23 protein-coding genes are annotated in these 26,699 nt (G+C 62.2%); 19 read left to right on the top strand and 4 right to left on the bottom strand.

What is annotated here, in order from left to right; translation table 11 throughout:
• Window positions 1-44: 44 nt before the first annotated feature.
• The 3 genes from proS to B5527_RS22060 all read left to right on the top strand — a co-directional run bounded on the left by proS (window position 45) and on the right by B5527_RS22060 (window position 3,425).
• Window positions 45-1,364, top strand: coding sequence for a proline--tRNA ligase (proS, locus tag B5527_RS22070; protein ID WP_079603421.1), 1,320 nt, complete (start codon window positions 45-47; stop codon window positions 1,362-1,364).
• Between the two features lie 74 nt (window positions 1,365-1,438).
• Window positions 1,439-2,719: a lipoprotein-releasing ABC transporter permease subunit gene (locus tag B5527_RS22065; protein WP_079603420.1), complete on the top strand. Its 1,281-nt coding sequence runs from the start codon at window positions 1,439-1,441 to the stop codon at window positions 2,717-2,719.
• A 7-nt stretch (window positions 2,720-2,726) separates the two neighbouring features.
• Window positions 2,727-3,425, top strand: a complete 699-nt coding sequence (locus B5527_RS22060) for an ABC transporter ATP-binding protein (RefSeq protein ID WP_079603419.1) — start codon at window positions 2,727-2,729, stop codon at window positions 3,423-3,425.
• A gap of 6 nt (window positions 3,426-3,431) precedes the next feature.
• Here the strand turns inward: B5527_RS22060 and B5527_RS22055 are convergent, their stop codons facing one another.
• The 3 genes from B5527_RS22055 to B5527_RS22045 form a co-directional block, all read right to left on the bottom strand.
• The gene (locus B5527_RS22055) at window positions 3,432-3,692 is read right to left on the bottom strand and encodes a DUF3551 domain-containing protein (protein ID WP_079603418.1); all 261 of its coding nucleotides are present in this window, start codon (window positions 3,690-3,692) and stop codon (window positions 3,432-3,434) included.
• The gene (locus B5527_RS22050; RefSeq protein WP_079603417.1) at window positions 3,692-3,958 is read right to left on the bottom strand and encodes a DUF3551 domain-containing protein; all 267 of its coding nucleotides are present in this window, start codon (window positions 3,956-3,958) and stop codon (window positions 3,692-3,694) included. The genes B5527_RS22055 and B5527_RS22050 overlap by 1 nt, the downstream gene beginning before the upstream one ends.
• 127 nt (window positions 3,959-4,085) lie before the next feature.
• A complete protein-coding gene (locus tag B5527_RS22045) occupies window positions 4,086-4,361 on the bottom strand; it encodes a DUF3551 domain-containing protein (protein ID WP_079603416.1) in 276 nt (91 codons plus the stop codon).
• A 1,120-nt stretch (window positions 4,362-5,481) separates the two neighbouring features.
• On the opposite strand from B5527_RS22045, the gene dnaE reads away from it, so the two are divergent.
• The 16 genes from dnaE (at window position 5,482) to lpxB (ending at window position 25,207) form a co-directional block, all read left to right on the top strand.
• Window positions 5,482-9,012, top strand: coding sequence for a DNA polymerase III subunit alpha (gene dnaE, locus B5527_RS22040; RefSeq protein ID WP_154072441.1), 3,531 nt, complete (start codon window positions 5,482-5,484; stop codon window positions 9,010-9,012).
• A 57-nt stretch (window positions 9,013-9,069) separates the two neighbouring features.
• Entirely contained in the window at window positions 9,070-10,014 is a 945-nt protein-coding gene (locus tag B5527_RS22035) for a DUF1186 domain-containing protein (protein ID WP_079603414.1), read from the top strand.
• A 163-nt stretch (window positions 10,015-10,177) separates the two neighbouring features.
• Window positions 10,178-11,176 carry a 30S ribosomal protein S2 gene (locus tag B5527_RS22030; protein ID WP_079603413.1) on the top strand — a complete coding sequence of 333 codons (999 nt, stop codon included), beginning with the start codon at window positions 10,178-10,180 and terminating at the stop codon, window positions 11,174-11,176.
• Window positions 11,177-11,299: 123 nt separating this feature from the next.
• The gene (gene tsf, locus B5527_RS22025; RefSeq protein ID WP_079603412.1) at window positions 11,300-12,229 is read left to right on the top strand and encodes a translation elongation factor Ts; all 930 of its coding nucleotides are present in this window, start codon (window positions 11,300-11,302) and stop codon (window positions 12,227-12,229) included.
• A gap of 66 nt (window positions 12,230-12,295) precedes the next feature.
• Window positions 12,296-13,012 carry a UMP kinase gene (gene pyrH, locus B5527_RS22020; protein WP_079603411.1) on the top strand — a complete coding sequence of 239 codons (717 nt, stop codon included), beginning with the start codon at window positions 12,296-12,298 and terminating at the stop codon, window positions 13,010-13,012.
• A 71-nt stretch (window positions 13,013-13,083) separates the two neighbouring features.
• Window positions 13,084-13,647: a ribosome recycling factor gene (gene frr, locus B5527_RS22015; RefSeq protein WP_079603410.1), complete on the top strand. Its 564-nt coding sequence runs from the start codon at window positions 13,084-13,086 to the stop codon at window positions 13,645-13,647.
• A 19-nt stretch (window positions 13,648-13,666) separates the two neighbouring features.
• Window positions 13,667-14,425 (top strand): isoprenyl transferase, encoded by a 759-nt coding sequence (locus B5527_RS22010; protein ID WP_079603409.1) that lies wholly within the window; start codon window positions 13,667-13,669, stop codon window positions 14,423-14,425.
• On the top strand, window positions 14,422-15,270 hold the full coding sequence (locus B5527_RS22005) for a phosphatidate cytidylyltransferase (protein ID WP_079603408.1): 849 nt from the start codon (window positions 14,422-14,424) through the stop codon (window positions 15,268-15,270). The genes B5527_RS22010 and B5527_RS22005 overlap by 4 nt, the downstream gene beginning before the upstream one ends.
• A 4-nt stretch (window positions 15,271-15,274) precedes the next feature.
• Complete coding sequence (dxr, locus tag B5527_RS22000; RefSeq protein ID WP_079607426.1) at window positions 15,275-16,498, top strand: 1-deoxy-D-xylulose-5-phosphate reductoisomerase; 1,224 nt, start codon at window positions 15,275-15,277, stop codon at window positions 16,496-16,498.
• A gap of 43 nt (window positions 16,499-16,541) precedes the next feature.
• The gene (locus tag B5527_RS21995) at window positions 16,542-17,693 is read left to right on the top strand and encodes a M50 family metallopeptidase (protein WP_079603407.1); all 1,152 of its coding nucleotides are present in this window, start codon (window positions 16,542-16,544) and stop codon (window positions 17,691-17,693) included.
• A gap of 172 nt (window positions 17,694-17,865) precedes the next feature.
• A complete protein-coding gene (gene bamA / locus B5527_RS21990) occupies window positions 17,866-20,442 on the top strand; it encodes an outer membrane protein assembly factor BamA (protein ID WP_079603406.1) in 2,577 nt (858 codons plus the stop codon).
• Window positions 20,443-20,569: 127 nt separating this feature from the next.
• Window positions 20,570-21,637: a UDP-3-O-(3-hydroxymyristoyl)glucosamine N-acyltransferase gene (gene lpxD / locus B5527_RS21985; RefSeq protein WP_079603405.1), complete on the top strand. Its 1,068-nt coding sequence runs from the start codon at window positions 20,570-20,572 to the stop codon at window positions 21,635-21,637.
• A complete protein-coding gene (gene fabZ, locus B5527_RS21980; RefSeq protein WP_079603404.1) occupies window positions 21,637-22,095 on the top strand; it encodes a 3-hydroxyacyl-ACP dehydratase FabZ in 459 nt (152 codons plus the stop codon). The genes lpxD and fabZ overlap by 1 nt, the downstream gene beginning before the upstream one ends.
• A gap of 241 nt (window positions 22,096-22,336) precedes the next feature.
• Window positions 22,337-23,140, top strand: a complete 804-nt coding sequence (gene lpxA, locus B5527_RS21975; protein WP_079603403.1) for an acyl-ACP--UDP-N-acetylglucosamine O-acyltransferase — start codon at window positions 22,337-22,339, stop codon at window positions 23,138-23,140.
• A gap of 19 nt (window positions 23,141-23,159) precedes the next feature.
• Window positions 23,160-24,017: an LpxI family protein gene (locus tag B5527_RS21970; RefSeq protein ID WP_079607425.1), complete on the top strand. Its 858-nt coding sequence runs from the start codon at window positions 23,160-23,162 to the stop codon at window positions 24,015-24,017.
• Complete coding sequence (gene lpxB, locus B5527_RS21965; RefSeq protein ID WP_079607424.1) at window positions 24,017-25,207, top strand: lipid-A-disaccharide synthase; 1,191 nt, start codon at window positions 24,017-24,019, stop codon at window positions 25,205-25,207. The genes B5527_RS21970 and lpxB overlap by 1 nt, the downstream gene beginning before the upstream one ends.
• 63 nt (window positions 25,208-25,270) lie before the next feature.
• On the opposite strand, the gene gltA is transcribed toward lpxB, so the two are convergent.
• Window positions 25,271-26,575, bottom strand: a complete 1,305-nt coding sequence (gene gltA, locus B5527_RS21960) for a citrate synthase (protein WP_079607423.1) — start codon at window positions 26,573-26,575, stop codon at window positions 25,271-25,273.
• Window positions 26,576-26,699: the final 124 nt, after the last annotated feature.

Genomic DNA, 26,699 nt, shown 5'->3' with positions numbered 1-26,699 from the left:
TTCACTGCTGGCTCCCCGTGTTTGACCGATTCTTCTGGTGTCCCATGCGATTGTCGCGGTTCTTTCTGCCCATCCTGAAAGAGAATCCGAAAGAGGCCGAGATCGTCTCGCATCGCCTGATGCTGCGCGCGGGCATGATTCGGCAGGAGGCGGCAGGCATCTATGCCTGGCTGCCGTTGGGTCTGCGGGTGCTGAAGAAGATCGAACAAATCGTCCGCGAGGAGCAAAACCGGGCAGGGGCCCTCGAGCTGCTGATGCCGACGCTGCAGCTGGCCGACCTCTGGCGCGAAAGCGGCCGCTACGACGCCTACGGTCCGGAGATGCTGCGCATCACCGACCGGCACAAGCGTGAGCTGCTGTTTGGTCCGACCAACGAGGAAATGATCACCGAGATTTTTCGCAGCTATGTGAAGTCGTACAAAAGCCTGCCGCTCAATCTCTATCACATCCAGTGGAAATTCCGCGACGAGCAGCGCCCGCGTTTCGGTGTCATGCGCGGCCGCGAATTTCTGATGAAGGATGCGTATTCCTTCGATATCGACGAAGCCGCGGCGCGGCGCTCCTACAACAGGATGTTCGTCGCCTATTTGCGGACTTTTGCGCGGATGGGATTGAAAGCGATCCCGATGCGTGCCGAAACCGGTCCGATCGGCGGCGACCTCAGCCACGAATTCATCGTGCTGGCGGAGACCGGCGAATCCGCTGTCTATTGCGACAGCGACGTGCTCAATCTGCCGGTGCCGGGCGAGGAGGTCGATTATGATGGCGATCTCACCCCGATCATCCAGCAATGGACCTCGGTCTATGCCGCGACGGAGGACGTCCACGATCCCGCCCGTTTCGACCGCGAAGTGCCCGCCGAGAAGAAGGTGACCACCAGGGGCATCGAGGTCGGCCAGATCTTCTACTTCGGCACCAAGTATTCGGACACGATGAAAGCGCTGGTCGCGGGCGCTGACGGCGCCGAACAGGCGGTCCATGGTGGTTCCTACGGCGTCGGCGTCTCGCGTCTGGTCGGCGCGATCATCGAGGCCTGCCATGACGATGCCGGCATCAAATGGCCGGAGGCGGTCGCCCCGTTCAAGGCGGCGATCCTGAATTTGAAACAGGGCGCCGCCGACACGGATGCGGCGTGCGATCAGCTTTATCGCGAGCTGACGGCCAAGGGCGTCGAGGTCCTGTACGACGACACCGACCAGCGCGCCGGCGCCAAATTCGCTGCCGCCGACCTGATCGGTATTCCCTGGCAGATTTTGGTCGGCCCGAAAGGGCTTGCCGAGGGCAAGATCGAGATGAAGCGGCGCAGCGACGGGACGCGCGAGAATCTCAGCCCGGCGGATGTCGTGGCGCGGCTGACCTCGTGACGGTTATCCACCGCGCGTGCCGGAATATCAGCAGTTGCGGCTACAATTAGCCCGAATCGTGTGAAAATCGGACTATGGATGAATCCATGAGCGAGCCAATTCGAACCCCACCTTTCGCGCCATTCGAGTGGCTGCTGTCGGGACGCTATTTGCGGGCACGTCGCAAGGAAGGATTTATCTCCGTCATCGCCGGTTTCTCCTTCCTGGGCATCATGCTTGGCGTCGCCACGCTGATCATCGTGATGGCCGTGATGAACGGCTTCCGCAAGGAATTGCTGGACAAGATTCTCGGCCTCAACGGCCATCTGTTGGTGCAGCCGCTGGAATCGCCGCTAACCGACTGGAAGGACGTCGCCGAGCGCATCAGCCAGGTCGCGGGCATCCGGCTGGCGGCGCCGGTCGTTGATGGCCAGGCGCTCGCATCCTCGCCGTTCAATGCGTCCGGTGTGTTCGTTCGCGGCATTCGCGCCGACGACCTGAATAACCTCACCTCGATCGCCAAGAACATCAAGCAGGGCACACTCGAAGGGTTCGACGAGGGGCAGGGCGTCGCGATCGGCCGAAGGCTTGCCGATACGCTGTCGCTGCATGCCGGCGACACCATCACTCTGGTGGCGCCGCGCGGTGCGGTGACCCCGATGGGCACCACACCGCGCATCAAGCCGTACAAGATCACGGCGGTGTTCGAGATCGGCATGTCGGAGTACGATGCGAGCTTCGTGTTCATGCCGCTTGCGGAGGCGCAGGCCTACTTCAATCGCAACAATGACGTGACCGCGATTGAGGTGTTCACCACCAATCCGGACAAGATCGACACCTTCCGCAAGACCGTGACCGAAGCGGCCGGACGGCCGGTGTTCCTGGTAGACTGGCGGCAGCGCAATTCGACCTTCTTCAATGCGCTGCAGGTCGAGCGCAACGTGATGTTTCTGATCCTCACGATGATCGTGCTGGTCGCGGCGCTCAATATCGTCTCCGGCCTGATCATGCTGGTGAAGGACAAGGGCAGCGACATCGCGATCCTGCGCACCATGGGCGCGTCGCAAGGGTCGATCATGCGGATATTCCTGATCACGGGTGCCGCGATCGGCGTGGTTGGGACGCTGACCGGGTTTTTGGTCGGCATGCTGATTTGCCTGAATATCGAATCGATTCGGCAGTTCCTGTCCTGGCTGACCAACACCGAATTGTTTTCGCCGGAGCTTTACTTTCTCTCCAAGCTGCCGGCCGAGATTGATTTCGGCGAGACCAGCGCGGTCGTGATCATGGCGCTGACGCTGTCTTTCCTCGCCACGCTGTATCCGTCGTGGCGTGCCGCTCGCCTCGATCCCGTCGAAGCGCTCCGGTACGAGTGAGGGACAGATGGAGCAGGGGGCGGAAGATGTGCCGGTCGTCTATCTCCACGAGATAAAGCGTCAGTACACGCAAGGGGAGACGACGCTGACGATCCTCAACGGCGCCAAGCTCGCGCTGTGGGCGGGCCAGTCGGTCGCGCTGGTGGCGCCGTCGGGGGCGGGCAAATCGACGCTGCTGCATATCGCCGGCCTGCTCGAAAGTCCCGATGACGGCGAAGTGTATATCGGCGGCACGGCGACTTCGGGATTATCCGACGTCGAGCGGACCCAGATCCGCCGCACCGATATCGGCTTCGTCTATCAATCGCACCGGCTGCTGCCGGAGTTCTCCGCGCTGGAAAACGTCATGCTGCCGCAGATGATCCGCGGCCTCAAGCGCGCCGAGACCGTCAAACGCGCCACCGAAATCCTCGCCTATCTGGGCTTGGGCGATCGCATCAAGCACCGCCCGGCGGAACTGTCGGGCGGCGAGCAGCAGCGGGTGGCGATCGCGCGCGCGGTCGCCAATGCGCCGCGGGCGCTGCTGGCGGACGAGCCGACCGGAAACCTCGATCCGAATACCGCGGACCACGTGTTTCACGCGCTCATGCAATTGGTCAAGGCGACCCGGGTGGCGATGCTGATCGCGACGCACAACATGGAACTGGCGGGCCGGATGGACCGCCGGGTGTCGCTGGTGGACGGTCAGGTCGTCGAGCTGGATTAATCTTGTCTAGTAGACGTGGCGATGGCGGTGCCGCGGTCCCACCGGCGCTCCAGCGTTCGCCAAATATGGATTGACGACGCACTGGGCCGCGCGGCCGGAAGCGGATTGCCCGCACTGGGCCAGCGTGGTGTAGCGGCATTCGTAGTAGGTGGGCACACCATAGACGTGCAGACAAACCGGATAATGAGGGTCGTAGGTCTGTGCCCGTGCCGGCGTTGCCGCCGAGAGCGCTCCGATCGCCGAAATCGCCAAGGCGGGAAGGCGCATCAGAATTTACGCCGCGACATACGGGCGCGATTAGGCTGCAGTTCGGCCTTGGCGCTGTAATAGGGGTTTGCCGCGCAAGTGGCGGTCAGGCCGGAAGCAGTGGCCTGGCACTGCTGATAAGTCATAAAGCTGCAGTCGCCCACCCCGCCGCCACCTTCAAAATCGCAACCCTTGATGCAGAACGGCAAATCCCGCGCCGCGGCAGGCAGCGTGCTGATGACCGAGGCGGCGCAGCAAACGACCAGTGCCCAAGATGCCCTACGCATTGGTCTCCTCCGTTTTCGGTTTCGCACGCTGTCCCTCGTCCGCAAGCAGACCGAGTTCACGGCTTCCAGTCAATTCACGTTCGCGCGTTGCAGGCCGGGTCGTGCGAATTCGGCGGCGCCGTTTTGTTCAGTAGGAGGGATAGACGGAGGTGGTGCGATTACGGCCTTTGTTGCCGCGCGGCTCGCTACCGGCGTTGTAATAGGGATTGGCCATGCAATAGAGACGACGCCCCGAAGCGCTGGCCTCGCACTGTTCATAGCTGGTGAAGGTGCAATTGCTCAGTCCCGGATATTCGTCGCCCTGAATGCAAAACGGATAGCGGGTGCCGACGGCTGAAGCCGGTGCAGTGCCCACCATGGCCAGTCCGCTCGCGGCCAGCAAAGCCAAAATGACGTTACGCATGAAACCTCCGTGTTGGCCGCAGCCGTTTGCTCAATCGATTCCTTGGAGGTAACCCAAGCCGGACGCACGGGTTGCCGTCAACTCACGATTTTGCGTACCCGTAATACGCAATCCGGCAGCGCCATTCCGTGAGCGTTCTGTGACGTTGCGGGGACGTCGATACGATTTTTGGATTTGAAAAAAGAGTGTGACGAACCGCGGTAGATCGAAGAAAAATCGCGGGCGTGGCTGTTAGAACACGCCAGATAAAATCATCTTCCGCCAGGCCCGACGATCACAGCCGACGCCGTTCAACGGGCATCGACCATCTGGTGGAGCGACCATTTCCTATGGCCATACGCTGAACTGAATGTCCGTTCTGCTAGGAAATGCTTCTACCTCGCTGCCAACTGTGCCGGTTTATCGTTTTGCATTGAAGCCCCCCTTTTCTGTCTGAACACCTGCTTGACGCACGATATATCCGAGCCAAATGAAAGCAGCCGTACCGAAGGCAGCGCCGACAGCGCCCAAAGAGAGTTTTGTATTCGCATTGGAGAAATCCCGTTGCCGCCTCACAGCGACTACTCCAAAAGGAACCATGCCCCAAAAGATTGAGCCTGCCATCTCCGGTATTTTTCCTCCTTACGCTTTTCGAATGCGTGCCGGAGAAAGGTGGCAGCCAGGATGCTCGCGGAGGCCGTGACTATGGCTAAGGTTCCGCTCCCCATCCCCGCACTCGCAGCGCCAGCAGGCGGACGGGAGCCGGATTAACCAAGCCCCTTATTTTGGGACCAGATTCCAGACTGACCCACTACCGGCCCTTGACTCCTAGAACAAACTGGGAACAATGTTCTTCTTATGTTCAGGGGGCCGGCATGTTGAAGGTTTTCATGGAAGAGGCGGCGGCGCTGGCGTCGATTACGCTGTTTGTTGGGATGATCGCGGTCTGGGCGCAGCTAATTCCCCAGCTTTGAGAACCGACTCCTGGGGCAGGTCCTGCGGCCTGGGGAAAAGCCGGACGGCGAGCCACAATTGCGCGTTCGGCGTGGACACCACAGCTCTGAGGCACCACCATTGCGGGGCGAGTCGGCCTTTACGGCGGCTTCCGCTCCCTCAAGCCCAGTGACCCCAGAAGTCCATGATGCAAAAGCCTTCGGCAACCCCATCCAATGCCGGATTTGTCCATCTCCACGTCCATTCGGCCTATTCGCTGCTGAAGGGGTCGATCAAGATTCAGAAGCTCGGCGAGCTGGCGAAAGCCGACCGCCAGCCGGCGCTGGCGCTGACCGACACCGACAACATGTTCGGGGCGCTGGAATTCTCCGACAAGATGGCCGGCTACGGCCTCCAGCCGATCATCGGCTGCGAGCTGGCGGTCGATTTCGGCGACCAGGACCCGAGCGCGCGCAATGCGCTGGCCGCGGCGCCGGCGCGGATCGTGCTGCTGGCGGCGCGCGAGCGCGGCTATCGCAGCCTGATGCGGCTGAATTCGCGGGCGTTCCTGGAAACTCCGATCCATCAGTCCCCCCACATCAAGTTCGAATGGCTGGAAGGCGACGCCGAGGACCTGATCGTCCTGACCGGGGGCCCGGACGGGCCGATCTCGCTGGCGATCAATGCCGACCACGCCGCGCTTGCGGCCGTGCGCTGCGACCGGCTGGCGAGCCTGTTCGGCGACCGGCTCTATATCGAGTTGCAGCGCCACGGCCTCGAGAAGGAACGCCGCGCCGAGGCCGGCCTGATCGATCTCGCCTATGCCAAGGGATTGCCTGTTGTCGCGACCAATGAGCCGTATTTCGCAACCGCTGATGATTACGAGGCCCACGACGCGCTGCTGTGCATTGCCAGTGGCCGCCTTGTCGCCGAGACCGACCGCGAGCAGTTGACGCCGGATCACCGCTTCAAGACCCGCGCCGAAATGGCGGTGCTGTTCGCTGACGTGCCGGAAGCGCTGGCGTCTACCGTCGAGATCGCCGAGCGCTGCGCGTTCCGCCCCCTCACGCGCAAGCCGATCCTGCCGCGGTTCACGGTCGGCGCCGGCGCCGGCGCTGCCGATGCCGAAAGTGACGAGGCGGTGGAATTGCGTCGCCAGGCCGAGGAGGGGTTGAGCAACCGGCTCAAGGTCCACGGCCTTTCGCCTGGCTCCTCCGAGGAAGACTATCGCGCCCGGCTCGCCTTCGAGATCGATGTCATCACTCGCATGAATTATGCGGGTTATTTTCTGATCGTCGCCGATTTTATCAAATGGGCGAAGGCCGAAGGCATTCCGGTCGGACCCGGCCGCGGTTCGGGCGCAGGCTCACTTGTCGCCTATGCGCTGACCATCACCGATCTCGATCCGATCCGGTTCGGCCTCCTGTTCGAGCGCTTCCTCAATCCTGAACGCGTTTCGATGCCCGACTTCGACATCGATTTCTGCCAGGACCGACGTGGCGAGGTGATCGATTACGTACAGCAGCGCTACGGTCGCGATCAGGTCGCGCAGATCATCACCTTCGGCACGCTACAGGCGCGCGGGGTGCTGCGCGATGTCGGGCGGGTGCTGCAGATGCCCTACGGCCAGGTCGACAAGCTGACCAAGCTGGTTCCGCAGAATCCGGCGGCGCCCGTGACGCTGGCGGCGGCGATCGCGAGCGAGCCGAAGCTGCAGGCGTTTCGCGACGAGGACCCGGTGGTGGCGCGCGCCTTCGACATTGCGCAGCGCCTCGAAGGCCTGACCCGGCACGCTTCTACTCACGCCGCCGGCATCGTAATCGCCGACCGGCCCTTGAGCGAACTGGTGCCGCTCTACCGCGATCCGAAATCCGACATGCCGGTGACCCAGTTCAACATGAAATGGGTTGAACCAGCGGGTCTCGTGAAATTTGACTTCCTCGGTCTCAAAACCCTGACGGTTCTGGACGTCGCCGTTAAACTGCTCAAGCAGCGTGAAATCGATATCGATCTCGCGACCCTGCCACTCGATGATGCCGCCAGTTACCAGATGCTGGCACGGGGCGACGTGGTCGGCGTGTTCCAGGTTGAAAGCCAGGGCATGCGGCGCGCGCTGGTCGACATGCGGCCCGACCGCTTCGAGGACATCATCGCGCTGGTGGCGCTGTATCGCCCCGGCCCGATGGCGAACATTCCGACCTATTGCGCCCGCAAACACGGCGACGAAGAGCCTGAATATCTGCATCCCATGCTCGAGCCGATCCTGAAGGAGACGTTCGGCGTCATCATCTACCAGGAACAGGTGATGCAGATCGCCCAGGTCATGGCCGGCTATTCGCTCGGCGAAGCCGACCTGTTGCGGCGCGCGATGGGCAAGAAGATCCGTTCGGAAATGGAGAAGCAGCGCGCAGGCTTCGTGGCCGGCGCAGTCAAGAACGGCGTCTCGAAAGGGCAGGCCGACACGATTTTCGAACTTCTCGCGAAGTTTGCCGACTACGGCTTCAACAAGAGTCACGCCGCGGCGTACGCTCTGGTGTCGTATCAAACCGCCTACATGAAGGCGCATTATCCGGTTGAATTCCTGGCGGCGTCGATGACGCTCGATCTCAGCAACACCGACAAGCTCAGTGAGTTTCGGGCCGAAGCCCAAAGGCTCGGGATCAAGGTCGAGGCGCCTTCGGTCAATCGTTCCGGCCCCACTTTCGAGGTCAGCGACCGCACCATCTATTACGCGCTCGCGGGCCTGAAGGGCGTCGGCCACCAGGCCGTCGAACTGATCGTGGAAGCGCGCAAGGAAGGGCTGTTCACATCGCTGGCCGATTTTGCAAGCCGGGTTAATCCGCGCGCGATCAACAAGCGGGTGATCGAGAGCCTTGCCGCCGCCGGCGCTTTCGATGCGCTGGACTCCAATCGCGCCAGGGTATTCGCCGGCGCGGACGCGATCCTGGCGGCGTGCCAGCGCAGCCACGAGGCTGCGACCATGGGGCAGAACGATATGTTTGGCGGCGCGGCCGACGCGCCGACCATCATGCTGCCTCAGGTCGAGCCATGGCTGCCGGCCGAGCGACTGCGGCGCGAATACGACGCCATCGGATTTTTCCTGTCCGGCCATCCGCTCGATGATTACGCCACGGTGCTGAAACGGTTGCGGGTGCAGTCATGGGCGGAATTTTCCCGCGCCGTCAAAACCGGCGCGACCGCAGGCAAGGTTGCCGCCACCGTGGTGTCGCGCATGGAACGGCGCACCAAGACCGGCAACAAGATGGGCATCATGGGGCTGTCCGATCCAACCGGCCATTTCGAAGCCGTGCTGTTTTCCGAAGGGCTCGCCCAGTACCGCGACGTGCTGGAGCCGGGGGCTGCGGTATTGCTTCAACTCGGGGCGGAGTTGCAGGGCGAGGATGTCCGCGCGCGCGTGCTGCATGCCGAGCCGCTGGATGCCGCGGCCGCAAAGACCCAGAAGGGTTTGCGCATATTCGTCCGCGACACCAGGTCGCTCGAATCCATCGCCAAGCGGCTGCAAATGCCCGAAGCAGGGCAGGGAAGTCCCGGCCGCGGCCCTCAGCCAAAGCCGGTCGCGGCGGTGACGGGCGCCGCCGATGGCGACGTGTCGCTGGTGTTGATGCTCGATCTCGAGACTGAGGTGGAAATGAAGCTTCCGGGACGGTTCAAGGTCTCGCCGCAGATCGCGGGCGCCATCAAGGCGGTCTCGGGCGTGGTGGACGTGCAGACCCTGTAGGACGGTGGTTGCCCTGGAGGACTGCAGTCGATCTGGTGTTCGATCAAGGAGTTGGTGATGGATGCCATGCAGGTGATCGAGGAGTTAGGCGTCCCGGGGCGTTTGCCGGTCGAGGCGATCCGCGCCGCCCAAGCTGATCGCGAGACCATTGTTCCCATATTCCTGCGCATGATCGACGATTTCCTGGAACTGCAAGGGCCGCTCGACCCCAACGCGCTGTTCTTCATTTTTCATCTGCTCGGCGAGTGGCGTGAAAAATCGGCATACTGGCCATTGGCAAGTTTGTTGCGGTTGCCGGGCGATGTCCTCGATACGATCCTCGGCGATTGCGTCACTGAGACGAGCCATCGCGTGATGGCGGCCGTCTTCGACGGCGATCCCGATCCCCTCTATGAGATCATTCGGGATTCCGACGCCGACGAGTACGTCCGCGCCAAGATGTGCCAGGCGATCGCCATGCTGACGCTGCGTGGCGACCTGCCGCGCGACGCGACGGCGGCCTTCTTGCGTGATTGCTACGCGCAACTCGACCCGCAGAAGGATTGCTACGTTTGGAGCGGCTGGGTCGACGCGGTGGCGTGGCTGGGATTGACCGAGCTAAAACCTCTGGTGCAACAGGCCTTTTTGCGCGGGTCGATCAATCCCGGATGGCTTAGTTTCGAGGATTTCGAAAAGGACTTGCAGCACTCGGTTGAGTTCCCCGAAGCGCCGCCGCTTGTTCCGGACGGCGACCTTTCGCTATGGGGCGATACGATCGCGGAAATGTCCGATTGGGCGTGCTTCAAGCCGAAAGCCAAGCGCAAAATGCAGTCCGAACTGCAGTTGGCGGCTTCGCTCGGGCTGCCCCACCGCGAGCCCTTGCGCTCTGTCGGACGCAACGATCCCTGTCCCTGCGGCAGTGGGATGAAATTCAAGAAATGCTGCTTGGGCACGACTTCGGTTGACCTTTCCGGCGGCGCCGCTCCCAAGGGACCGGTCGCACCCTGGCTTCGCGAGCCTTAGGCGCATCCAAATCCGGCCCTATTTCCTTGCTTATGCCGAAAATACCGCTATATACCGCGCCATCTCACACGGAAACATGGCTCAAAAGGCCGTCCGGTGGCAGCCGGGCCATAAGGCTCGTCTGCTCACACGTTTCCGGAGGAACCAACCGGAGAATTAGACTATGGCGCTTCCCGATTTTTCTATGCGTCAGCTGCTTGAAGCTGGCGTGCACTTTGGCCACCAATCGCACCGCTGGAATCCGAAAATGGCGGATTACATCTTCGGTGCCCGCAACAACATCCACATCATCGATCTCGCCCAGACCGTGCCGCTGTTGCATCGCGCGCTCCAGGCGGTCAGCGATACCGTCGCCAAGGGCGGCCGTATCCTGTTCGTCGGCACCAAGCGGCAGGCGCAGGACGGCGTCGCCGAGGCTGCCAAGCGGTCGGCGCAATATTTCGTCAATTCGCGCTGGCTCGGCGGCACGCTGACCAATTGGAAAACGATTTCCGGTTCGATCAAGCGCCTCCGGCACCTCGACGAAGTCCTCAATTCCGGCGATGCCAATGCCTACACCAAGAAGGAGCGGCTGACGCTGCAGCGCGAGCGCGACAAGCTCGACCGTTCGCTGGGCGGCATCAAGGATATGGGCGGTCTGCCTGACCTGATCTTCGTGATCGACACCAACAAGGAAGACATCGCGATCCAGGAAGCCCAGCGGCTCAACATTCCCGTCGCCGCGATCGTCGATACCAATTCGGACCCCAAGGGCATCACCTATGTGGTGCCGGGCAATGACGACGCCGGTCGCGCCATCACGCTGTACTGCGATCTGATCGCCCGGGCTGTGATCGATGGCATTTCGCGCGCGCAGGGCGATTCGGGCATCGATGTCGGTGCTTCGGCTCATCCCGTCCGCGAGGAAATTCCGGCTGCGCCGCAGCCTGCGGGCTTCCAGGGTCTTGCCGGTCCGCGCGGTGCGGCCGACGATCTCAAGAAGCTCACCGGCGTGTCCGGTGCGATCGAGAAGAAGTTCAACGACCTCGGCATCTTCCATTACTGGCAGCTGGCCGAACTCGATCACGACACCGCGCACAAGATCGGCGAAGAGGTCGGACTTCCGAGCAGAGCCGATGGCTGGGTCGCCCAGGCCAAGGCGATGACCGCGGAAGCCGAATAACGTTCGTGCGTTGGCCGCAACATTGCGGCCACCAGCTTCCAATTGACTCAATTCCTGGTGGCGCACGGCGGCGAGGGCTAAGGCCGCGCCGCGGCCGCCCTGACAGGCAAAGGATACGCGACGATGGCAATAATCACAGCGGCGATGGTCAAGGACCTGCGTGAGACCACTGGCGTTGGCATGATGGACTGTAAGCAGGCGCTCGCCGAGAACGAAGGCGATATGCAGGCGGCGATCGATTGGCTGCGCAAAAAGGGCCTGTCGAAAGCCGCGAAGAAAGCCGGCCGCGTAGCTGCGGAAGGCCTGATCGGCGCCGTGACCGCCGGTGTCAAAGGCGTCGTGGTCGAGGTCAATTCCGAGACCGACTTCGTTGCCCGCAACGAACAGTTCCAGGGGTTGGTGAAGATGATTGCCCAGGTCGCGCTCGAGGTCGGCGCCGACCTGGAGAGGATCAAGGCCGCCAAGGTCGGCGACGTGACGGTCGAGACCGCCATCGCCGACGCGATTGCGACGATCGGCGAAAACATGACGCTACGCCGCGCGGCTTCGCTCGAAGTCGGCAAGGGCGTAGTCTCGAGTTACGTTCATAATGCCGTGATCGAAGGCGCCGGCAAGATGGGTGTGATCGTGGCCCTCGAATCCGCTGGCAAGACCGATGAACTGGCCGTGCTCGGCCGTCAGCTCGCCATGCATGTCGCGGCGACCAATCCGCAGGCGCTGGATCCGGCCGGGTTGGATCCCGCCGCCGTGCAGCGCGAAAAGGACGTGCTCGCGGACAAATACCGCCAGCAGGGCAAGGCGGAGAACGTGATCGAGAAGATCGTCGAGTCCGGGTTGAAGACCTACTACAAGGAAGTCTGCCTGCTTGAACAGGCCTCGATCCATGCCGAGCACAGCGGCAAATCGGTCGCCCAGGCCGTGAAAGAAGCTGAGGGTAAGGTTGGCGCACCGATCAAGGTGACCGGATTTGTGCGCTATGCTCTGGGCGAGGGAATCGACAAGCAGGAATCGGATTTCGCGGCCGAGGTCGCTGCTGCCAGCGGCAAGAAGTAACCGCCGGAAGACTTCTTCCGGCGGGGGCGCGCCGGGAGCAGCCCGCGGGAAGGGAAGCTAAACGCAATGGCTGAGCCGGTCTATCGTCGCGTGGTGATCAAGCTCTCGGGCGAATATCTCGCCGGCGCGCAATCCTTCGGCATCGATCAGCCAACCGTCGACCGGATCGCCGGCGAGCTGATTGCCGCCCGCGAACTGGGTGCCGAAATTGGCGTTGTGGTCGGCGGCGGTAACATCGTCCGCGGGGTGGAGGTATCCGCGCGCGGCGTGTCCCGCCCCACCGGCGATACCATGGGCATGCTCGCCACCATGATGAACTGCCTTGCACTGGAAGCCGCGATCGAACGGCGGGGGGCGCCGGCACGGACCCTGTCGGCTTTCGTGATGCCGCAGATCTCAGAGCTTTTCACCCGGGCCGCGACGTACAAATATCTCGCCGAGGGCCGAATCGTGCTGCTCGGCGGTGGAACCGGCAATCCGTTCTTTACCACAGATACCACGGCGGTGCTGCGGGCGGCCGAAATCGGCGCGCAGGCGGTGCTGAAGGCGACCAATGTCGATGGCGTCTACAGTGCCGATCCCAAAAAAGACCCATCCGCCAAGCGTTTTGACCGCCTGACCCATTCACAGGCGATTGAGGGCGGCTACAAGGTCATGGACGCGACCGCATTCGCGCTTGCCCGCGAGACGTCGCTGCCTATCATCGTGTTCTCGATCGCCGAGCCGGGCTCGATAGGCGCGATCCTGCGCGGCACCGGCCACGGCACCATCGTCGCCGGCTGACGGGTTTGCCAAATATCGGGTCCGCGCAGGGTGACGGCCTCGGCGATCAGGTTTCAGGACGGGAGAGCATTATGCCCACGACTAGTTTCGACATCAACGAGTTGAAGCGCCGCATGCAAGGCGCCACTCAGGCTCTCAAGCACGAGCTGGGGGGCTTGCGAACCGGCCGTGCCGCGGCTTCGATGCTGGAGCCGGTGCAGGTCGACGCCTACGGCACCCATATGCCGCTGAACCAGCTCGCGACCATCAGCGTGCCTGAGCCGCGCCTTCTTTCCGTTCAGGTGTGGGACAAGTCGATGGTCAAGGCCGTCGAGAAGGCGATCGTCGATTCCAATCTCGGCTTAAGCCCTGCCACGGAAGGGCAGGTACTGCGCTTGAGAATTCCCGAACTTAACGAAGAACGCCGCAAGGAGCTTGTGAAGGTTGCGCACAAATACGCCGAGGCGGCAAAAGTAGCGGTCCGGCATGTCCGCCGTGATGGCCTCGATACGGTCAAGAAGCTTGAGAAGAATCACGAGATTTCCGAGGACGATCAGGAACGCCTGGCCAATGATGTGCAGAAGGCGACGGATGGGACGATTTCGGAGATCGATCAGTTGCTTGCGGCCAAGGAAAAGGAAATCCTCACCGTTTAGCGCGTCTAAGGATTGACCGATGTCGAACGCCGCTGCCCCCGCAACCGAAGAGCCGGATCGAACCGACGGTCCGTTGCATGTGGCTGTCATCATGGACGGGAACGGGCGCTGGGCCGCCGCCCGTGGTTTGCCGCGCGCGGAAGGCCATCGCCGGGGGGTCGATGCGCTGCGCCGCGTGGTTCGTGCCGCCGACGAACTCGGCATTCTCTATCTGACGATTTTTTCCTTCAGCTCGGAAAACTGGTCGCGGCCCGCGACTGAGATCGGCGATCTGTTCGGCCTGCTCAAGCGCTTCATCCGCAACGATCTGGCGACGCTGCATCGCGATGGGGTGCGGGTGCGGGTGATCGGCGAACGCGGTGGATTGGAGCCCGACATCTGTGCGCTGCTGAACGAAGCGGAAGAACTGACCAAGGGCAATACCAAGCTCCACCTCGTGGTCGCGTTCAACTACGGATCGCGGCAGGAAATTGCCGGTGCGGCGCAGCGGCTGGCGCGCGAGGTTGCGGAAGGAAAGCGGGACGCCGCCTCAATCGACGCCGACGCACTTGGTCAATACCTCGATGCACCCGATATTCCCGATCCGGATCTGATCATTCGCACCAGCGGTGAGCAACGGCTGTCGAATTTCCTGATGTGGCAGGCCGCTTACAGCGAACTCGTATTTGTGCCGATTCACTGGCCCGATTTCGACAAAGCCGCGCTCGAAGGCGCGATCGCCGAATACGCCAGGCGGGAACGCCGTTTCGGCGGTCTGGCCGCGAAAACCGGATCGTGACCGAGGGCGAAGCCGCGCCGGCGGCCGTTGCGGAGCGGGGCTCGCGTAATCTCATGACGCGTGTCATCGTCGCGATGGTGCTGGCGCCTGCCGCTATCGCGATCGCCTATGCCGGTGGATGGATGTGGACCGCCCTGGTCACGCTGGCAGCGATCGGCCTCTATGTTGAATGGCTGATGATCGTGGGGGCGGGGCGCAAGAGGGGCGCGGTCGCTTCAGGCGTTATCGCGCTTGCGATCGCCGGATTGTGTCTCACGCTGGGATGGATCGATGCTTCGCTGGGTGCATCGGCGCTCGGCCTGGTTGCCGTTGCGCTGTTCTCGCCGGAGCGGAGGAGCTGGATTGCGGCGGGATTTTTCTATGCCGCCGCGGCCGAGATTGGGTCCGTGCTGGTGCGCCTCGATCAGGCCTGGGGATTTGTCGCGCTGATGCTGATCCTTCTGGTGGTGTGGGTGACCGATATCGGCGGTTATTTCGCTGGCCGCGGCATCGGCGGACCGAAGCTCTGGCCGCGGGTCAGTCCCAAGAAGACATGGGCAGGCGCCGTCGGCGGGTTTGCGGCGAGCCTTCTCGTCGCCGAAGCATTTGTGGCGTTCGGTCTCGGCGAGACCGGCCCGACTCTGTTGCTGGGCGCTGTTCTTTCGATCGTTTCGCAGCTTGGCGATCTCTTTGAGTCCGCGGTGAAGCGGCGTTTCGGTGTCAAGGACTCCAGCCACATCATTCCCGGGCATGGCGGGTTGCTCGATCGTCTCGACGGATACGTCGCCGCGGTCGTTCTGGCGGCGATTTTCGGCTTTTTGCGGGGTGGCGTGGATGGCGTCGGCCGCGGTCTTATGGTTTGGTGAGGTCATGAGCGCTGTTCCGTTGCGTAACAACAAGGCTGCGGCATCTGCCGTACGCGCCGTGACCGTCCTCGGCGCCACCGGCTCGATCGGCGACAGCACCATGGATTTGCTGAGGGCCTCGCGCGACCGCTATCAGGTCGAGGCTTTGACAGCGAATACCAACGTGCTGGGACTGGCGACGCTGGCGAAGGAATTTGGCGCCCGATTTGCGGCCGTCGCCGATCCCGATCGCCTCACCGAACTGAAAGATGCCCTGGCCGGCACCCGCACAGAGTGCGGCGCCGGCGAGAGCGCGATCATCGAAGCGGCGGCGCGTCCGGCCGATTGGGTCATGGCCGCCGTCAGCGGCGCGGCCGGATTGAAACCTGCGCTCGCCGCTGTCGATCGCGGCGCGACGGTTGCGCTTGCCAACAAGGAATGCCTGGTCTGCGCCGGCGACTTTTTCATGCAGCGCGCCGCCAAGGCCGGGGCCTGCATCCTGCCGGCCGATTCCGAACATAATGCGCTGTTTCAGGCGCTGGGCTCCGGCAACCGGGAAGAACTCGTCCGCGTGATCATCACCGCATCGGGCGGACCGTTCCGGACATGGGCCAGCGCCGATATCGAACAGGCGACGCTGGCGCAGGCCCTCAAACATCCGAACTGGAGCATGGGGCAGAAGATCACCATCGATTCGGCCTCGATGATGAACAAGGGGCTCGAGGTCATCGAAGCCTACTATCTGTTTGCGCTGACGCCGGAAGAGATCGACGTTCTGGTTCACCCGCAATCGATCATTCACGGGATGGTCGAATTTTCGGATCGTTCGGTTGTCGCGCAACTGGGGGCGCCTGACATGCGAACGCCGATCGCGCATTGCCTCGGATGGCCCGATCGAATCGTCGGTCCGGCCGCGAAGCTTGATCTGGCCAGGATTGGACAGCTGACCTTCGAGGAACCGGATTTTGGTCGCTTCCCAGGGCTTCGGCTGGCTTACGATGCATTGCGGACGGGCCGCGGCGCGACTACTGTCTATAACGCGGCCAACGAGGTGGCGGTGGCGGCGTTCATCGCCGGCAAGATCAGATTCGGCGCGATCGCCCGGCTGGTCGAGGCGACAATGGAGGCCTGGGTGCGTTCCGGCAATCTGGCCCCATTGACGTCCGCGGACGATGCCATCGCCGTTGACCATGATGCGCGAAATAAAGCTGCCACCCTATTGCCTCAAATTGCCTTAAAGGCATCCTAGATGGTTGGGGACAGGGCCTGCGGCCCTGGTTGAGGGAAAATGGATGTCCGAGTTTTTTGTTCATAGTTTCAATACGTTGAGCCATGGCTTCGTCGGCTACATCATTCCCTTCCTGTTCGTGCTCACCATCGTTGTTTTCTTCCACGAGCTCGGCCACTTCCTGGTTGCCCGCTGGGCCGGCGTGAAGGTGTTAACTTTTTCGCTCGGCTTCGGGCCGGAACTGGTCGGTTTCAACGACCGACATGGCACACGATGGAAGATTTCGGCCGTCCCGCTCGGCGGCTACGTCAAGTTTTTCGGCGACGACAGCGAGGCCTCGACGCCATCGTCCGAAACCCTCGCCGGCATGACTGAAGAAGAGCGTGCGGGCAGTTTCCACCACAAGAAAGTCGGACCACGGGCGGCGATTGTCGCCGCTGGCCCAATCGCCAATTTCATTTTGGCGATCGTGATCTTTACTTGCCTGTTCACCTTTTTCGGCAAACCAAGCACGACGGCGCGCGTCGATCAGGTAGAGGCGGGGAGTGCCGCAGCGGCAGCTGGCTTTCAGGTCGGCGACGTGGTGACCGCGATCGATGGCAGCAAGATCGAAAGCTTCTCCGATATGCAGCGGATCGTTGGCATTCGCGCCGGCGAGCAACTGGTGTTCACCGTCAAGCGCGGCGATTCTTCGCTGCAATTGCGCGGCACGCCGGAACTCAGGGAAGTCAAAGACCCGTTTGGCAATGTCCACAAGCTTGGCGTGCTAGGCATTACCCGCAAGACCGTAGCCGGCGATGTAACGACCGAGCGAGTAAACCCAGCGACAGCGCTCTGGCTTGGCGTCAAGGAAACCTGGTTCGTGGTTGACCGCACGCTGGCCTATATCGGTGGCGTCTTTACCGGGCGTGAAGCGGCCGACCAGGTCGGTGGCCCGCTCCGAATCGCACAGATTTCAGGTCAGGTCGCCACCATCGGTCTTGCCGCACTGGTGCATCTCGCCGCGGTTCTCTCGATATCGATCGGCTTGTTGAACCTTTTTCCGGTGCCGCTGCTCGATGGCGGTCATCTTTTGTTCTATGCGATCGAGGCCGTGCGCGGACGTCCCCTGTCGGACCGGGCGATGGAGATGGGGTTCCGAATCGGGCTGGGGCTGGTGCTGATGTTGATGGTGTTTGCGACCTACAATGACATCCTCCACCTCGCGGCATCGTGAAGCGGCTTTTTTGTGACGTGGCCGATAGGCAACGTCTTGGAATGAAAATGAAATTGCACTGCACTCGGACGTTTGCCGCCCCGGCAAAATTGGCTACAAGCAGGGCAACTAATGGGAATCTGTCGATCCGTGGGGTGCGGGCCGGCATTGGAATGACAAGGGCGTCTTGCGCATGAACGTTGGAATGCGAGTTCGGGGAGGCTTTTTGGCCGCCCTGGTGATGTGCGCCCTGCCGGTCGCGGGCACGCTGACTGTCATGCTGCTATCGTCGCCTGCCGTCGCCCAGTCCGTCGCCACGATCGAGGTCGCGGGCAACCGGCGCGTCGAGGTCGAAACCATCCGGTCGTATTTCAAGGCGAGTCCCAGCGGGCGGCTGGATCAGGCCGAAATCGACGATGGCCTGAAGGCGCTGATCGAGACCGGCCTGTTCCAGGACGTCAAGATCAGCCAGACCGGCGGTCACCTGCTGGTGACGGTGATCGAAAACCCGGTGATCGGCCGCATTGCCTTCGAGGGCAACAAGAAGATCAAGGACGAACAGCTTACGGCCGAAATCCAATCCAAGCCGCGGGGTACGCTGTCGCGTCCCATGGTCCAGTCCGACGCCCAGCGCATCGCCGAGGTCTACCGCCACTCCGGCCGCTACGACGTGAGCGTCACTCCCGAAATCATCGAGCAGCCGAACAATCGCGTCGATCTGATTTTCACGATCGTCGAGGGCCAGAAAACCGGCGTCAAGTCGGTCGAGTTCATCGGCAACAACGCTTATTCGTCGTATCGGCTCAAGGACATCATCAAGACCCATGAGTCAAACCTGCTGAGTTTCCTCGGCGGCGGTGACGTCTATGATCCGGACCGGGTCGAAGCCGATCGCGACCTGATTCGCCGCTTTTATTTGAAGCACGGTTTTGCGGACGTGCAGGTGGTGGCCGCGCTGACGGAATACGATCCGGCGCGCAAGGGCTTCCTGGTGACCTTCAAGATCGAGGAGGGCCAGCAGTATCGCGTCGCGTCGGTGAATATCGAATCCAGCATACCCACCCTTGACGGAAACGCTCTCCGCAGCTTCTCGCGCGTCAGCGTCGGGTCGCTCTACAACGCCGAGGCGCTGGAGAAGACGGTGGAGGAAATGCAGATCGAGGCCTCGCGGCGGGGCTATGCCTTTGCCGTCGTGCGGCCGCGTGGCGATCGCAATTTCGAGGCCCACACCGTTTCCATCGTCTTTGCCATCGACGAAGGCCCGCGGACCTATATCGAGCGCATCAACGTGCGCGGCAATACCCGCACCCGCGACTATGTGATCCGCCGCGAATTCGATATTTCCGAGGGCGATGCGTACAACCGCGCGCTGGTCGACCGCGCCGAGCGGCGCCTCAAGAACCTTGATTTCTTCAAGAGCGTGAAGGTCACGACCGAGCCCGGTTCATCGAGCGATCGTGTGATTCTCGTGGTCGATCTCGAGGAGAAATCCACCGGCGACTTCTCGGTATCGGGCGGCTATTCGACCACCGACGGTCCGCTTGCCGAGGTCAGCATTTCCGAGCGCAACTTCCTCGGCCGCGGCCTGTTTGCGAAGGCGTCGGTAACGTACGGCGAATTCGCGCGCGGCCTGTCGCTGTCGTATGTCGATCCTTATTTGCTCGACTACCGGGTCGCGCTTGGTCTTGACGCGTTCTACCGCGAGCAGCTCCCCAACAGCTTTATTTCGTACGGCACCAAGACGATCGGCTTCAGTCCGCGGCTCGGTTTCGCCTTGCGCGAAGATCTGTCCTTGCAGCTTCGCTATTCGATCTACGAGCAACAGATCTCGCTGCCCGGCAATCTCGCGAATTGTAACAACAACCCGTCAAACGGCTTGCTGGCCTTCAATCCGTCGCCGGCTTTTGCGAACTTGAACGGATTTCCTCCGGGCGGCACTGCAACAGCAGGGGGCCAAACCGCCACCGACGCCTCAGGCACTGGTCTCTGGTGCTACAGCGATGGCGAAGCATCACTGCCGGTGCGCAAGGAACTCGCCAGCGGCGCTGCGCTGACGTCATCGATCGGTTATTCGCTGGACTACAACACGCTCGACAACAACAAGAATCCGACTGACGGTCTGCTCATCGATTTCAAGCAGGACTTCGCCGGCGTCGGCGGCGACGTCAGCTATCTGAAGAGCGCGGTCGACGGCAAGTACTACGCGCCGCTGGTCGCCGATATCGTCGGGCTGATCCACATCCAGGGCGGCATTCTCAACAAGGTCGGCAACAGTGAACTGCGCATGCTCGATCAGTTCCAGATGGGCCCGAACCTCGTCCGGGGCTTCGCCCCCAACGGCATCGGCCCGCGTGATATCAACCCCTATGGGACGATGGACGCGCTCGGTGGTACCAAATATTGGGGCGCGTCGTACGAGTTGCAGATGCCGTTCTGGTTCCTGCCGAAGGAAGTGGGCTTGAAGGGCGCCGTCTATGCCGACGCCGGCGGCCTGTATGATTACCAGGGGCCGACGACTTGGGCAGCCACAGGCGAACTCACCACGCCGTCCAATTCCAACTGTATCAGGCCGACGACGAGTCCGCCGTCGCCGGGCACCTGCACGGGATTGGTCTTCGACAGCGGCAATACGGTCCGCACCTCCGTCGGCGTGGGCCTGATCTGGGCGTCGCCGTTCGGACCGCTGCGCTTCGATTACGCCATTCCGCTTACCAAGGGTCGGTTCGACATCGTGCAGCAGTTCAAGTTTGGCGGCGGGACATCGTTCTAAAGAATTTTCGAGCAAAGTGGCTACCGGTTCGCGTGCAGAAAACGCGTCCAAACAAAGAGAGAGTTCGGTTCTGATTTTTCAGAACCGAAGCTTCGGTTCAATCAACGGCCGGACCGCGACGGGTGGAATGGCGCAGCCGACATTCTTCAAACAACCGCCTTCGTCGACGCTGGCCGATATCGCCGCGTTGACGACTGCGCATTTGGTCGATGCGTCGCGGGGAACCCAACAGGTCAAGGGCCTGGCTTCGCTCGACGAAGCCGGTCCGATGCATCTGACGTTTTTCGACAACCTGAAATATGCCGACCAGCTTGCTTCGACGAAGGCGGGGGCGTGTCTGGTCAATGCGCGCTTCGAAGCCGATGTCCCCGCCCACGTGGCGGTTTTGCGTGCGGCCCATCCATTCCGCGAATTCGTGAAAATCGCGCGCGAACTGCATGGCGATGCGCTTCGACCGCAATCCTGGTTCGGTACCGCCGGCATCGCGCCATCAGCCATCATCGATGCCACGGCGCATCTGGAGGATGGGGTAATTGTCGATCCGCTTGCCGTGATCGGACCGAACGTCGAAATCGGCGCCGGGACCGTGATCGGCGCGGGTGCCGTGATCGGCGCCAATGTCAGGATTGGCAGGGAATGCGACGTCGGCGCGCGGTCCTCCATTCAGTTCGCGCTTATTGGCAACAACGTGCTGATTCATCCCGGCTGCAGCATCGGACAGGATGGCTATGGCTTCGTTTTCTTCGGGCCGGATGGCCATTTGAAGGTGCCGCAAACCGGTCGCGTCCTGATCCAGAACGACGTCGAGATCGGCGCCGGGACGACCATCGATCGCGGCAGTCTGCGCGATACCGTCATCGGCGAGGGCACGAAAATCGACAATCAGGTCCAGATCGGTCACAATGTGACGATCGGCAGGCATTGCCTGCTGGCCGCCCAGATCGGGTTAGCGGGCAGCCTGACGATTGGCGACAATGTGGCGCTGGGGGCCAAGGTGGGTATCAACAACCACCTTCATATCGGCGACGGTGCCCAGGTTACGGCGATGAGCGCCGTCAAGGATGACATTCCGGCCAATGGACGGTGGGGCGGTCACTTTGCAAAGCCGACCAAACAGTGGTTCCGGGAGATTCTTGCGGTGGAGCGTCTGGTCCGCGACAGCAAGATCGATCCCAAGGGCGAGGGGCGCGATTGATGGAGGAGGCAGCGATCAGATTCGCGCTTGTGGATATCAATGAGATCCTCAAGACGCTCCCGCACCGCTATCCCATGCTGCTGATTGATCGGGTGATCAATATCCGGACCGATTACTCGGGCACCGGTATCAAGAACGTCACCTACAACGAGCCGCCGTTTCTCGGACATTTTCCGGAGCGTCCGGTCTATCCCGGGGTCATGATGATCGAGGCGATGGCGCAGACCGCCGGCGTGATCGGTATCAAGTCGGTCGAAGGCACCGAGAGGCCGCGTGCGGTGTATTTTCTTACCATCGACAAGTGCAAGTTCCGCAAGCCTGTGATGCCCGGCGACACCGTCGAGTATCACATGCGCCGCATCGGCCGGCGCAAGACCATGTGGTGGTTTCACGGCGACGCTATCGTCAACGGCCAAACGGTCGCCGAGGCCGACGTTGGCGCCATGCTGACCGATTGATGAGGGATCTACAGCGCCCGGCGACTGGGGCATGCGTTTGGCGGCTTGGCTGCTTCCGACCCTGGTTCAGGCCCTCAGGCATTAGCGCTGTGCCGCCTCCAGGCGGCGCCCGGGTTGTCGAGGCCCGAAGCTGCCGAAACAGGGCGTAACCATACGTCACTAGACAGTTCCGGCATGTCGCGGTAACCACCGGAAAACTCGAGCATCTAAACGGCGATATGAGCTGGTACCGGACCCTTCGATGAGCACGATCGATCCCACCGCGCGGATTGAAGACGGCGCTGTGATCGGTGAGGGCACCTTCATTGGCCCCTACTGCATCATCGGTCCCCATGTCGTGATCGGTGCGAACTGCAGGCTGATCGCCCACGTCCACATCACGGCGCAGACCACGATCGGCGCCGGCTGCACCATCTATCCCTTCGTTTCGCTCGGCACGCCGCCACAATCCCTGAGCTATCGCGGCGAACTCACTCGGCTCGAGATCGGGCAGGGCTGCACTATCCGAGAATCGGTGACGATGAATGCCGGCACCGTGGCCGGCGGCGGCGTTACCCGCGTCGGCGATCGCGGCTACTTCATGAACTGCAGCCACGTCGGCCATGATTGCCAGGTCGGCAACGATGTGATCTTCGCGACCTCGGCGACGCTGGGCGGCCATTGTGAGATCGGCGATTTTGTCTTTATCGGCGGACTGTCCGCTGTGCACCAGTTCACGCGAATCGGGCCGCAGGTGATGGTCGGCGGCGTCTGTGGCGTGCGCAGCGACGTGATTCCATTCGGCATCGTCAACGGCCAGTATGCCAGCCTCGCGGGCCTCAACATCATCGGCATGAAGCGCCGCAGGTTCACGCGCGAACGGCTCGCCGCGGTGCGGTCATTCTATCAAAAACTGTTTCACGGCCCCGGCATTTTTGCCGAACGGCTGAGCATGGTGCAGCCCCTGGCAGCGGAGGATGCCGCAATCGCGGAAATCCTGACCTTTATCGGCGACGGCAAACATCGCTCGCTGTGCCTTCCGGCTGATGACGGCGACCGGTCATGATGATGGGGTCGCCGGAGCCATGACATCGGCGGCTTTGGAGATTTCATCACCGGTCGGCCTGATCGCGGCAGGCGGCGTCATGCCATTTGCGGTCGCGGACTCCCTGATCGCGCGCGGCATCAACCCGGTTCTTTTTGCGCTGAAAGGCGCCTGCGATCCGGTCAGGGTGGAACGCTTTCGTCATCACTGGATTTCGGTCGGCCAGATCGGCAAGGCTGTGAAGCTGTTTCGCGCAGAAAACTGCCGCGACCTGGTTTTCATCGGCACGCTGGTCCGCCCGGCGCTATCGGAGATTCGCTTGGATTGGGGCACGCTTCGCGTCCTGGGCCGGGTGTGGGCGGCTTTCCGCGGCGGCGACGATCATTTGCTGTCCGGAATCGGCCGCATTTTCGAACAGGACGGTTTTCGGATGGTCGGGATCAGGGATGTCGCCCCGGATCTGCTGATGCCCGAGGGATGTCTCACCCGTGCCGCGCCCGACGAAGCTGCCGCCGCTGACATCGCCAAAGGACGCGACGTCCTGCGCGCGCTCAGTCCGTTCGACATCGGTCAGGCGACCGTCGTGATCGACGGTCACGTGGTCGGGGTAGAGGACATCGAAGGCACCGACGGCTTGCTGGCGCGAGTGGCGCGGCTGCGCGTGGAGGGCCGCATCCGGGCCGGCGCCGCGCGCGGCGCGCTGGTGAAGGCGCCCAAGAGCGGGCAGGATCTGCGGTTCGATCTTCCAACCATGGGGCCGCGAACCATCGAGGGCGCGGCGGCGGCGAAGCTTGCCGGGATTGCGATCGTCGCCGGCAACACCATTGTGGTCGAGCCCCAAATCATGATCGAGGCGGCGGACGCAGCCGGCCTTTTCGTGATCGGTTTGCCCGCGTGATACCGGCGCGAACAACCAACGACGTCGCGCGCAAGATATTCCTGATCGCGACGGAGGAATCCGGCGATCGGCTCGGCGCCAACCTGATGAAGGTCTTGCGCCAGCGTCTCGGCGGCGCGGTCCGGTTTGAAGGTGTCGGCGGCCAGCAGATGGCGCGCGAAGGGCTGGCGTCGCTGTTTCCGATCGAAAAATTGTCGATCATGGGACTGGCAGCAGTCGTAAAGCAGTTGCCGAAGATCCTGCGGTTGATCCGCGAAACCGCGGAAGCGGTGACAGCGGCCTCGCCCGACATTCTCGTGATCATCGACAGCCCCGATTTTACCCATCGGGTGGCAAGACGGGTTCGGGCCCGCGATCCCTCGATACCGATCGTCGACTACGTCTCCCCCTCGGTCTGGGCGTGGCGGCCCGGCCGGGCGCGCGCCATGCTCGGCTATGTCGACCATGTACTCGCCTTGCTGCCGTTCGAACCGGAGGAGTATCGCAGGCTGCGCGGTCCGCCCTGCAGCTATGTCGGTCATCCCCTGACCGGGCAGGTCGGCGTGCTGCGGCCCGGCGTCGACGAGCAAAAGCGAAGGGACGAGCCGCCGCCAGTGCTTCTGGTGCTGCCGGGAAGCCGGCGCAGCGAAATCAGGCACCATATGGCGGTCTTCGGCGAGACGCTGGGCCGGCTGCAGGCCGAGGGCATGTCGTTCGAATTAGTCCTGCCCACCATGCCGCATTTGCTGGAAGCGGTCCGGGAGGGCATTAAAAGCTGGCCGGTGCAGCCACGAATAGTGATCGGCGAGCAGGAAAAGCGGGCGGCGTTCCGGATCGCCCGCGCCGCGCTTGCGAAGTCGGGCACCGTGACGCTCGAACTGGCACTCGCAGGCGTGCCGATGGTTACCGCCTACCGGACCGGAGCCATCGAGGCGTGGGTCCTGTTGCGCGCGATCAAGGTGAAGTCGGTCATCCTGGCTAATCTGGTGGTCGGTGAAAACGTCATTCCGGAATTCCTGCAGCGAGATTGCTCGCCGGAGAAACTATCGCAAGCGCTGCGCGACGTGCTCAACGATTCTCCCTCACGGCGCCGGCAGCTCGATGCTTTTGCCGGGATCGACAAGATCATGTCGACAGGCAGCCAGCCACCCGGCGTGCGGGCGGCCGATATCGTGCTGGCGGCGTTGCGAAAGTCGCGGCGAGCGAGTTGATCTGGTGCGGGATAGCTGGCTGCCGGATACGTGAGGTACGCATCCGGTTTCCCAGGCGGCGGACTACTTGCGCTTGTCGATGTCGACGTAATCGCGGCGCGTAGCGCCAGTATATAGCTGACGCGGACGGCCGATCTTCTGCTGCGGATCCTCGATCATCTCGCTCCACTGGCTGATCCAGCCGACCGTACGCGCGACCGCAAACAGCACCGTAAACATCGAGGTCGGGAAGCCCATCGCCTTCAAGGTGATGCCCGAATAGAAATCGACGTTCGGGTAGAGCTTGCGATCGATGAAATACTGATCGCTCAGCGCGATCCTCTCCAGCTCCATGGCGACCTTCAGCATCGGATCGTCGCCGTGGCCCGTCTCCGCCAACACCGCGTGACACATCTTCTGCATGATCTTGGCGCGCGGATCGTAATTCTTGTAGACGCGATGCCCGAAGCCCATCAGGCGAACTTCGCTGTTTTTGTCTTTTACCCGTTTGATGAAATCGGGAATCTTGTCGACGGTACCGATGCCGGCCAGCATCGCAAGCGCCGCTTCGTTGGCGCCGCCATGCGCGGGTCCCCACAGGCAGGCGATGCCGGCGGCGATGCAGGCGAACGGGTTGGCCCCGGAGGAGCCGGCGATCCGCACCGTCGAGGTCGACGCATTCTGCTCATGGTCGGCGTGCAGAATGAAGATCTTGTCCAGCGCGTTGGCGAGAACCGGATTGATCTTGTATTCCTCGCAGGGCACCGCGAAACACATGTTCAGGAAATTTTCGGCAAAGCTCAGCGAGTTCTTCGGATAAACAAAGGGCTGGCCGATGGTGTATTTAAAGGCCATCGCGGCCAGCGTGGGGATCTTAGCGATCATGCGCATCGAGGCAATCATGCGCTGGGTCGGATCGTTGATGTCGGTGGAGTCGTGATAGAACGCCGCCAGTGCACCGACGGACGCCACCATGACCGCCATCGGATGGGCGTCGCGGCGGAAGCCCTGGAAGAACCGTGCCATCTGCTCGTGAACCATGGTGTGGTGGATCACGCGGTTGTCGAAATCGGCCTTCTGTGCCTTGGTCGGAAGCTCGCCGTAGAGCAGAAGGTAGCAGGTTTCCAGGAAGTCGCCGTGTTCGGCGAGCTGCTCGATCGGATAGCCGCGGTATTCCAGGATGCCGGCGTCGCCATCGATATAGGTAATCTTGGACTCGCAGCTGCCGGTGGAGGTGAAACCCGGGTCATAGGTAAACATTCCGGACTGGGCGTAGAGCTTGCCGATGTCGATGACATCCGGCCCGACGGTGCCCTTCAAGATCGGGAAATCGTAGGTCTTGTTGCCGACCGTTAACGTTGCGGTTTTGTTGTTGGATGTTGCGTCCATCGTGAAGTCCCCGATGAGATCGTTGCGGAAGCCGGCGGCCGTGGGCGCCATTTCAACTGAGATGGCGTGGGCAGCCGGGAAATTCTAGAAGCACCGCGTAAATGGGTATCGTATTGCTGTGTGC

The organism is Bradyrhizobium erythrophlei, from assembly GCF_900129425.1.
In the GTDB taxonomy this organism is placed as follows: domain Bacteria; phylum Pseudomonadota; class Alphaproteobacteria; order Rhizobiales; family Xanthobacteraceae; genus Bradyrhizobium; species Bradyrhizobium erythrophlei_C.
Note: the sequence above shows the minus strand (reverse complement) of the source record. Positions and strands in the feature narration are given on the sequence as shown.

Excerpts from the sequence above, each read along its gene's own strand:
- proS (WP_079603421.1), top strand. The coding sequence starts at position 45 with ATGCGATTGTCGCGGTTCTTTCTGCCCATCCTGAAAGAGAATCCGAAA.
- B5527_RS22065 (WP_079603420.1), top strand. The coding sequence starts at position 1,439 with ATGGATGAATCCATGAGCGAGCCAATTCGAACCCCACCTTTCGCGCCA.
- B5527_RS22060 (WP_079603419.1), top strand. The coding sequence starts at position 2,727 with ATGGAGCAGGGGGCGGAAGATGTGCCGGTCGTCTATCTCCACGAGATA.
- B5527_RS22055 (WP_079603418.1), bottom strand. The coding sequence starts at position 3,692 with ATGCGCCTTCCCGCCTTGGCGATTTCGGCGATCGGAGCGCTCTCGGCG.
- B5527_RS22050 (WP_079603417.1), bottom strand. The coding sequence starts at position 3,958 with ATGCGTAGGGCATCTTGGGCACTGGTCGTTTGCTGCGCCGCCTCGGTC.
- B5527_RS22045 (WP_079603416.1), bottom strand. The coding sequence starts at position 4,361 with ATGCGTAACGTCATTTTGGCTTTGCTGGCCGCGAGCGGACTGGCCATG.
- dnaE (WP_154072441.1), top strand. The coding sequence starts at position 5,482 with ATGCAAAAGCCTTCGGCAACCCCATCCAATGCCGGATTTGTCCATCTC.
- B5527_RS22035 (WP_079603414.1), top strand. The coding sequence starts at position 9,070 with ATGGATGCCATGCAGGTGATCGAGGAGTTAGGCGTCCCGGGGCGTTTG.
- B5527_RS22030 (WP_079603413.1), top strand. The coding sequence starts at position 10,178 with ATGGCGCTTCCCGATTTTTCTATGCGTCAGCTGCTTGAAGCTGGCGTG.
- tsf (WP_079603412.1), top strand. The coding sequence starts at position 11,300 with ATGGCAATAATCACAGCGGCGATGGTCAAGGACCTGCGTGAGACCACT.
- pyrH (WP_079603411.1), top strand. The coding sequence starts at position 12,296 with ATGGCTGAGCCGGTCTATCGTCGCGTGGTGATCAAGCTCTCGGGCGAA.
- frr (WP_079603410.1), top strand. The coding sequence starts at position 13,084 with ATGCCCACGACTAGTTTCGACATCAACGAGTTGAAGCGCCGCATGCAA.
- B5527_RS22010 (WP_079603409.1), top strand. The coding sequence starts at position 13,667 with ATGTCGAACGCCGCTGCCCCCGCAACCGAAGAGCCGGATCGAACCGAC.
- dxr (WP_079607426.1), top strand. The coding sequence starts at position 15,275 with ATGAGCGCTGTTCCGTTGCGTAACAACAAGGCTGCGGCATCTGCCGTA.
- B5527_RS21995 (WP_079603407.1), top strand. The coding sequence starts at position 16,542 with ATGTCCGAGTTTTTTGTTCATAGTTTCAATACGTTGAGCCATGGCTTC.
- bamA (WP_079603406.1), top strand. The coding sequence starts at position 17,866 with ATGAACGTTGGAATGCGAGTTCGGGGAGGCTTTTTGGCCGCCCTGGTG.
- lpxD (WP_079603405.1), top strand. The coding sequence starts at position 20,570 with ATGGCGCAGCCGACATTCTTCAAACAACCGCCTTCGTCGACGCTGGCC.
- fabZ (WP_079603404.1), top strand. The coding sequence starts at position 21,637 with ATGGAGGAGGCAGCGATCAGATTCGCGCTTGTGGATATCAATGAGATC.
- lpxA (WP_079603403.1), top strand. The coding sequence starts at position 22,337 with ATGAGCACGATCGATCCCACCGCGCGGATTGAAGACGGCGCTGTGATC.
- B5527_RS21970 (WP_079607425.1), top strand. The coding sequence starts at position 23,160 with ATGACATCGGCGGCTTTGGAGATTTCATCACCGGTCGGCCTGATCGCG.
- gltA (WP_079607423.1), bottom strand. The coding sequence starts at position 26,575 with ATGGACGCAACATCCAACAACAAAACCGCAACGTTAACGGTCGGCAAC.